This window comes from Kitasatospora sp. NPDC002965 (assembly GCF_040611255.1).
GTDB lineage: Bacteria > Actinomycetota > Actinomycetes > Streptomycetales > Streptomycetaceae > Kitasatospora.
Genome location: NZ_JBEXNT010000015.1, coordinates 95,517 through 103,498 on the forward strand (window position 1 = coordinate 95,517; position 7,982 = coordinate 103,498).

4 protein-coding genes and 2 pseudogenes are annotated in these 7,982 nt (G+C 77.1%); 1 reads left to right on the plus strand and 5 read right to left on the minus strand.

What is annotated here, in order from left to right; translation table 11 throughout:
- Positions 1-27 precede the first annotated feature (27 nt).
- From ABZY91_RS09600 to ABZY91_RS09610, 3 genes are all read right to left on the minus strand, one after another.
- Positions 28-477, minus strand: a complete 450-nt coding sequence (locus tag ABZY91_RS09600) for a MarR family transcriptional regulator (RefSeq protein WP_355401126.1) — start codon at positions 475-477, stop codon at positions 28-30.
- A gap of 281 nt (positions 478-758) precedes the next feature.
- Positions 759-2,363, minus strand: coding sequence for a D-alanyl-D-alanine carboxypeptidase/D-alanyl-D-alanine-endopeptidase (gene dacB, locus ABZY91_RS09605; protein WP_355401113.1), 1,605 nt, complete (start codon positions 2,361-2,363; stop codon positions 759-761).
- Between the two features lie 228 nt (positions 2,364-2,591).
- Complete coding sequence (locus ABZY91_RS09610; protein WP_355401115.1) at positions 2,592-4,883, minus strand: BTAD domain-containing putative transcriptional regulator; 2,292 nt, start codon at positions 4,881-4,883, stop codon at positions 2,592-2,594.
- Between the two features lie 220 nt (positions 4,884-5,103).
- Here ABZY91_RS09610 and ABZY91_RS09615 point away from each other — a divergent pair, with 220 nt between their 5' ends.
- Positions 5,104-6,021: an alpha/beta hydrolase gene (locus ABZY91_RS09615; RefSeq protein ID WP_355401117.1), complete on the plus strand. Its 918-nt coding sequence runs from the start codon at positions 5,104-5,106 to the stop codon at positions 6,019-6,021.
- 140 nt (positions 6,022-6,161) lie between these two features.
- Here ABZY91_RS09615 and ABZY91_RS09620 read toward each other — a convergent pair.
- Both ABZY91_RS09620 and ABZY91_RS09625 read right to left on the minus strand, forming a co-directional pair.
- Positions 6,162-6,989, minus strand: a pseudogene (locus ABZY91_RS09620) (isocitrate lyase/phosphoenolpyruvate mutase family protein); the annotation flags it as partial.
- Between the two features lie 5 nt (positions 6,990-6,994).
- Positions 6,995-7,982 (minus strand): annotated as a pseudogene (locus tag ABZY91_RS09625) (hypothetical protein); the annotation flags it as partial.

Sequence of the window (7,982 nt, forward strand, 5' to 3'; positions counted from 1 at the left end):
CGGGCCGGGGCCGGGCCCGGGCCCGGGTCAGACGTCGGCGGGACCGGTGCGGAGGTGGTCGGCGGCCTCCTGGTAGGCGTCGGCGGCGCGGGCGAAGTAGTCGAAGAGGACGTCGAGCTGCTCCGGCGCGTACCCGGCGAGGATCTCGCCGACCCGCTCCCGGGCCGGGGCCATCACCCGGTCGAGATCGGCGGGCCCGCCGACCGGTTCGACGATGACCTTGCGCCGGTCGCCGGGATCGGCCGCCCGGCGCACGTAGCCCGCCTGCTCCAGCCGGTCGACGAGGCGGGTGGTCGGGCCGGTGGTCAGCCCGGTGCGGGTGGCCAGTTCGCCGGGGGTCATCGCCCCGGACAGCTGGAGGATGTTCAGCGCGTACAGGTCGGTCGCGCCGAGCTCGCAGGCCCTGGCACTCGCGTGGCCGTGGAGCAGCACGGCGCTCAGGTACCGGCGGTAGACCTCGCTCGCGTCGGGCCGCATGGCGGGCGTGGACACGGGCTCCCCCTCTCCGTACTCCCTTCCCCGGGGGAGGAGGGAGATGTCTCGTCTCTGCGGTGGCTGCCGGACGGCGGTCCGGTCGGACCCCCGGCGGGCCGCACGTCGGGTCCCAGTCCTACACGCCCGGTGGCCGGTCGCGAAAACGCCCGAAGGCCCCGGCCGCGCACGGGGGCGGAGCGGCGAGGGCCTTCGGGGCCGGAGGGAGCACCGGAGCGAACTGAGCTGACGGAGCCGACGGAGCTGACGGAGCGAGCGGGGTGGGGTCAGGAGCGGGCTTCGGCCTGCTCCTGGAGGAGGCCGGAGATGAGCGAGAGGTCGCCGATCATCTCGATGACGCCCTCGATGTCCGGCGTGGAAGCCCCGTTGACGGCCAGGTAGTAGGTGTGGAGGCGGCCGTGGCCCGCGTCGAGGTACCCGCCCAGGGTCTGGGCGGCGACGGCGATGCGGTTGTTGACGGCGTCGAAGCCGGCGACGGTGCCGGGCTTGGACCAGACCTTGCCCTTCCCCGGGCAGGTGGGACAGCCCTCGCAGACGGACGCGAGGCTGCCGTCGACGCCGAGGATCGGGAGGGCCTCACGGAACCGGGTCGCCTCGGGGGTGCCCTGCCAGTAGTGGAGGATCTGGTTCTCGACGCGCGGGGTGACCCGGTCGACGGGGTTGCCGCCGCGCCCGTCGAGGAGCTGGACCTGGGTGGGGTCGATGCCGGCCTGGCGGAGGAAGGCGGTGAGCACGGGGAAGCCGTCCTCGCACTGGTGGCTGCCCGCCGTCACGGCCATCAGGCAGATGCCGAGGTTGGCGCCGAGGTTGTGGCTGACCTTCAGGATCAGCCGGGTGTACTCGGCGAAGACCGGGGAGACGTAGGCGGCGACGCGCTGGGTGCCGTCGTAGGAGTCCGGCAGCGTGCCGGACGGGTTCGGCCCGGTCGGCGGGGCGGTGACGGTGACACCCGCCCGGGCGAGCGCCTCGATCAGGGCGGTACGACCGAAGGACGCCGGGTCCTGCACGTTCGAGATCCGGAGCGTCGGGGGCGCGTCGGCGGCGATCGTCCCGGAGAGGGTGATGCGGGTGCCGTCGGGTGAGGCGGAGACGGTGAGCTCGGTCGGGCCGCCCGCCGCGACCGTCTGCACCGTCGACTCGACCTGGTACGGCGCGACCTGCGGGCGCCAGCTGAGCTGAGCGGCCTGGCCGGGGGCGGTCGGGGTGGTGAGCAGGTCGATGACGTTGTCGTTGATGATCAACGGGGTGGGGCTCGGGTCCAGGTCGGGGAACGAGGTGAAGAGGCGGGAGTCGACGGCGACGTCCCCGTGGACCTCGGTGATGCCGGCCTGCCGCACCTGCCCGGCGATCTCGTCGAGGCCCGCGAGCGGGTTCTCGGGGGTGAGGGTCGCACCGGGGACGTCGTTCGCGTAGGTGTGGTCGATCGGGGTGAAGGAGACGGAGCCGTCGGGCGCGGTCCGGCCGCCCATCGTGAGGTCGCCCTGGGCGACCAGGACGAGCGAGCCGTTCAGGACCTCCCCGTCCCGGCTGCCGACGGCCTGCACGGGCGTGGTGAAGCGGTGCTCGCCGCCGAGGGCGTGCCAGGCGCCGGACACGCTGACCAGCTTGGCCGTCGAACCGGGGATGAAGAACTGGTCCGGGTAGATCGAGTGGATGACCTCACCGGTCGTGTCGTCGATCTCCAGCAGGCCCCACTGGGCGTGCTGGTAGGCCGGTTTGGCCATGATCGCCCGGATGTCGGGGCTGAGGGAGCCGAGGATGCCGTCTTCGGGCGCCCCGGACGCGGGCGCGGCCGTGCCGAGGGTCACGGCGGCGAGGAGGACGGCCAGGGCGCCGGCCCGGATGCGTCTCTGACTGACGGTCGAACTCATGGATCCACCTGTCCCGGGCCGTGCTTCGGCGCCGATCCGACGGTTGCGCAGGTCCCGGGCAGGGATACCTCGCAGGAGTCCGTGATCGAACCTTCCGCGGCGCAGTTCACTCGCTCGACCGTCAACGGGAACGGCGACCGGGGGCGGGCACAGGGGCGAGGCGGAGGCGGACGGAGGCAGGCGCACCCCGGCGGGCGGAGGCGGACGACGCGGGCCCCGGACCGGCCGTCAGCCGGCGTGACCCAGCGCCCGGGCGACGGTCGCGAGGTGGCCGGCGACCGGGCCGAAGGAGAGCAACCCCGATGCTGCGCCCGCGAGTTCACCGACGGCGGGGAGCAGGCGGGCGTGGGCGCGGCGGAGCGCCGGGCGGTCGTGGAGCAGGCGGGCGGCGGCGGCCTCCAGGCAGCAGCAGACCTCGTAGAGGGGATCGGCCGGGGGCTCGGGGAGGGCGTGCAGGGCGGCGCGGGCCTCGGTGTCCCGGCCTGCGGCGGCGAGCACGAGCGGTTCGACCCACGGGCGGTACGGACCCCAGTCCCGGTCCGGTCCGACGGCGCGTGCCCAGTCCGTGTCGCGGTCCGTACCGCGGTCCGTACCGCGGTCCGCGTCGCCGTCCATGGCCCTGTTCTCGGAGCCGCCCTCGGCCCCGCTCTCGACCTCGTCCGGCTGCCGGGCCTCGGCCCGGGCTCGTTCGGCGGCGGGCAGCGACAACAGCGCAAGCGCGCGGAGTCCCGGGGCCATGCCGGGCATCCCGGCCGCGTCGAGCCGGTCGGCCACGGCCCGGTAGGCGGCCTCGGCCCGTCCACGCCTGTCGGCGGCCCGCCCGGCGGGGGCCCTCCCGGCGGGGGCCGGGAGGTCCTCGGCGGCCAGCCGCAGCGCGCGGTACCCGTCGGTGAACACCCCCACCGACGGAAGCTCGTGCCGCTCGGCGAGCCGGTCCGCAGCGGCGGCGTGCCCGTCGGCGGCCGGCCAGTCCGCGAACGCGCTGCGGGACTGCATCCGGATCAGGTGGCCGAGCACCTCGTACGTGGTCAGACCGTGGCGGGCGGCCAGCGCGACCAGTTCCGCCCCGATCGCATCCCGCCGCCCGGCGAGGCCGGCTACGGCGAAGGACTGCATGAACACACCGTTGAGGGCGAAGGCGAGCAGCGCCGGGTCGTCCAGCCCCCGGGCGATCGTCTCCGCCTCGTGCGCCGCCCGCAGCGCACGGGCCGACCGGGCACCGCGCGTCTCGACGGCGACCGTCGCCAGCAACCGGCACCGCGCCGGATCGTGGACGCCGCCGTCCGGGAGGGCGGCGAGGGTGCGTTCGGCGGCGGCGACCAGCCGGGCCGCGAGCGCCGGATCGTCGCTGCGCGGCCAGATCGCGGGGACGTCGAAGGCCCCGAGTACGCGGGCGGTGAGCTCGGGATCGCCGAACTCCTCCGCCGCCTCGACCGCGGCCCACCGGTGCTGTCGGGCAGCCGCCAGGCCGTCGGGGCCGGTGACCGCCAGGCTGCGGAGCAGGCCGACGGTGGACTCCAGGCGGGCCCGGGCCCCGGCGGCCACGTTCCGGTCGTACGCCGCGGCGGCGGACGTCCAGAGCCGGGCGGTGGCGTCGACGGGCCCGCCGTCCACGGCACCGGGGCCCGGTCCGGGGCCGGGGCCAGAGCCGGGACCGCGGTCGCGGTCGCGGTCGCGGTCGGCGTCCCGGTCGCGGTCGCGGTCGCGGTCGCCGTCGAGGGCGGGCGACTGCGCGAAAATGTCCGCCTCCAGGGCACGCAGCCGCGGGGCCGGGTCCAGTCCCAGCTGCTCGACCAGCGTCGTCCGGGCCCGGCGCAGCACGGCGAGCGCCTCGCCCTGGCGGCCCTGCCGGTAGAGCGCGAGCGCCAGCAGCCGCCAGGCGTCCTCGCGCCAGGGGTGGTCGACGAGGTGCGCGTCGAGGTCGGGGACGGCGTCGGCGGCCCGGCCGAGCGTCAGCCTCGCCTCGGCCCGCCGCTCCACGGCCAGCAGCCGCAGCTCGGCGAGGCGGGCCCGCTCCGCGCGGGCCCAGTCCTCCTCGACGTACTCGGTGTAGGCGGGGCCGCGCCAGAGAGCGAGTGCCTCGTCCAACCGCAGCAGGGCCGCCTCCGCGCCCTCACCCCGCGCCGTTCCTTCCCCGTGCACCGCGCCGACGACCGCGGCCTCGAAGCGCCAGGCGTCGACCTCGTCCGGTCCGGCGCGCAGCGCGTAGCCCCGCCCCTCCGTGACCAGCAGCCTCGCCGGGGAACGCGGCGGGCGATCCGGTTCCAGGACGCGGCGCAGCGCGGAGACGAAGGTCTGTACGGCCCCGACGGCGCCCGGCGGCGGCTCCGTCCAGAGGTCCTCGACCAGACGGGTGACGGGAACGACCCGCCGGCGGGCCACGATCAGCCGCGCCAGCACCGCCCGGTGCCGCGGCCCTTTCAGCGCGAGCACCCCGCCGCCGGCCCGCTCGGCCACCACCGGCCCGAGGACCCCGAACACGGTCCCCGTCCGCCCCGCTTCTCCGGACACCCTCGTCACCCCGCCACCGTACGACGTCCGCCGCACCGGCCCGGTACGGCGACCCCGGCGATCCCGGCGCTCCTGGCGACCCCTGCGGCCGCGCCGACACCGGCCGCAGATACCGGCCGCAGACACCAGCCGCAGACACTGCCGCTGACGCTGACGCTGACCGGATGCTGATTCGCGTCGGCGAGGCTCGTGGTGCAGCGAAGAACCGCCCACCGAGAAAGGCCGCCCCGTGCCCCTCCCCACCCCCCGACCGACCCCCGTCCCCACGCCCTCCCCCGCCGTCCCCGGCTTCGAGTACCTGCGCGTCCCCGTCGCGGACGGCGTGGCGCTCCACACCGCCGTCGCCGGCAGCGGAAGCCCGGTCGTCCTCCTGCACGGCTTCCCGCAGACCCACCTGATGTGGCGGCACGTGGCCGCGGACCTCGCCGCCGACCACACCGTCATCTGTCCCGACCTGCGCGGCTACGGCGCCAGCGACAAGCCCACCGACCCCGAGGGCACCGCGTACAGCAAGCGCACCATGGCCGCCGACGTCGTGGCCCTCGCCCGGGCGCTGGGTCACGACCGCTTCGCACTGGCCGGGCACGACCGCGGTGCGCTGGTCGCGGTCCGGGCCGGGCTCGACCACCCGGACACCGTCACCCACCTCGCCGCGCTGGACGTGCTCCCGACCCTCGACACGTGGGAGGTCATGCACGGCACCACCGCCGCCGTCGGGTTCCACCTCTACCTGATGGCTCAGCCGCCGGGACTGCCCGAAACCATGATCGGCGCGAGCGCGGACGCCTTCTTCGGCCACTTCCTCGACCTCTGGGCACGCGACCCGGAGGCCCTGCCGGACGAGGTCCGCGCCGCCTACCTGTCCGCCTGCCGCGCCGCCGTCCCGTCGATCGTCGCCGACTACCGCGCCTCGGCCGGTACGGACGTCGACCACGACCGCGCCGACCGCGAGGCCGGCCGACGGCTGCGCATGCCGGTCACCGTCCTCCAGCAGGACTGGGGCGCCGCCCTGGGCTTCGACGCCGCCGCCCGCTGGCGCGCCTGGGCTCCCGACCTGCACCACGCGACCGTCCCCTACGGCCACTTCATGGCCGAGGAGGCCCCGGCCGAGGTGGCGTCCGCCCTCCGCGCCCTCCTCACCCGCTGACCCGCCTCACCGGCTGACCCTCCGCACCTGCCGGCCTCCGATTCCCCGTCCCGCCGCCTCCCGCAGGACGACGGCGGGACGCCGGGGTGCGACGGGCGACGGGCGCCGGACGCCGGGCGGCGGAGCACCGGCGTCGGCGGTCAGCGGGGCGGCGGCCCGGCCGGGGGGACCGGTCCGGGCCGGTCGTGGTGGAGGGCCTGCACCGCGGCGTAGCCGGGCGTCCCGGTGCCGGGATCCGGGGCAGGGGCGCCGGCACGGATCGCGACGGCGGTGGCCGTGGCGGCGGCCAGGGCGGTGCGGTAGAGGAGCGAGCCGAGGCTGACGCGGGAGACGCCGAGGGCGGCGAGTTCGGGGACGGTCGGTCCGGTCGGGCTGTAGAGGATGTTCAACGGGACGTCGAGGGTGGCGCAGAGTTCCGCGATGGCCGCCGGATCGGCGAGGCCCGGGACGAACAGCCCGTCCGCGCCGGCCTGCCGGTAGGCGGCGAGCCGGCGGTCGGTCTCCCGGCCGGCGTCCGGCACGGCGAGCCAGTGGGTGTCGGTACGGGCGTTGACGAAGAGGCCGGGAGCGGCGGACCTGACCGCGGCGATCTTGGCGGCGTGCAGGGCGGCGGGGGTGAGCGTGCCGTCCGCACGACCGTCCTCCAGGTTGATGCCGACGGCCCCGGCATCGGCCAACTCGGCTGCGAGGGAGCCGACTTCTCCGGGGTCGTCGCTGAATCCGTTCTCCACGTCGACGGAGAGCAGGTAGCGGCCGGTACGGCCGAGGCGGCGCGCCAGCCGGAGAGTCTCCGCGCGGGTGGCGGCGACGCCGTCGGGCAGCCCGGCGGCTGCGGCGACGCCCAGGCTGGTGGTGCCGACGGCGGGGAAGCCCTGCTCGGCCAGGAGGGCGGCGGAGGCGTGGTCCCAGGCGTTGGGGAGCAGCAACGGCTCGCCCGCCCGGTGGTGCAGGGCGGCGAACGGGGTGGGCGCGCTCATCGGGCGGTCCTCTCGTGCGGGCGGAGGTCGCCGACCGGGCCGGGGACGAGCCCGTCGGGGTCGGGGTCGGGGGCGTCGGGCGAGGATCCGGCCGGGTCCGCGGCGCCGTGCAGGATGCCGGACGCGATCGCCAGGGCGTGGGTGCGGCCGGGGCAGAGCCGGGGCGGAGCGCCGAAGGTCAGCGGGGGCAGTCCGGGGCGGCCCGCCTGGGCGGCGGCGACGTCGAGCACCACCTGGGCCCCGGCGGGGACCGGCACCCCGCCGACCTCGGTGTCCCGGACGGCGTGGCGGCGCATCGTCCGGACGGGCGGGTCGTGGCGCAGAGCCGCGTCGATCGGGTCGGCGGCACTGCCGACGGCCCGGCGGGCGTGGTCGACGAGGGTTGCGGTGGCGTCGAAGGACTGGACGAGCAGGCCGATCCGGTTGGCGGCCCGTTCCTCGGCCGCGCGGACGGCAGCCGCGCCGTGCTCCGCCGGACGGCGCTCCGCCGGACCGTGGCCCGCCTCCGCCCCCGCCCCGCCGCGCCCCACCGGGTCCTCGTCGGGCAGCATCCGGGGCAGCAGCCAGGCCACGGCGGCGTCGGCCTCCGGGTCGTCCGGCCGCTCGACGAAGTAGACGCGCGCCACCGCGGCGACCGCCCGCGCAACCGCGTCCGGCTCGGCCAGGCCCAACGCCTGCGCGAGGACCCGCACCGCCCGCAGACCGGCGTCCGGCTCGGAGCCGGCGGCGGCCGACGCCCGCAGCGCGTCCGGGTCGAGGCGGGCCAGGTCGGCCTCGACGCCCGCCCGGCGCACGGCGTGCCGCTCGCCCGCGCTGAACCGCGCCACCGTGGCGCGCAGCCAGGCCGCGCCGCCGACCGGCCCGGGGGCGGCGGGCACCGGCACGAGGGCGGGATCGGCGAGCGCGGCCGTGGCGTGGGGCGAGCGGGACGCCCCGCCCCGCGACCGCCACGACCCCCCCCGCCGCGCCCCGGGGGCCGCCCCC

Excerpts from the sequence above, each read along its gene's own strand:
- ABZY91_RS09600 (WP_355401126.1), bottom strand. The coding sequence starts at position 477 with ATGCGGCCCGACGCGAGCGAGGTCTACCGCCGGTACCTGAGCGCCGTG.
- dacB (WP_355401113.1), bottom strand. The coding sequence starts at position 2,363 with ATGAGTTCGACCGTCAGTCAGAGACGCATCCGGGCCGGCGCCCTGGCC.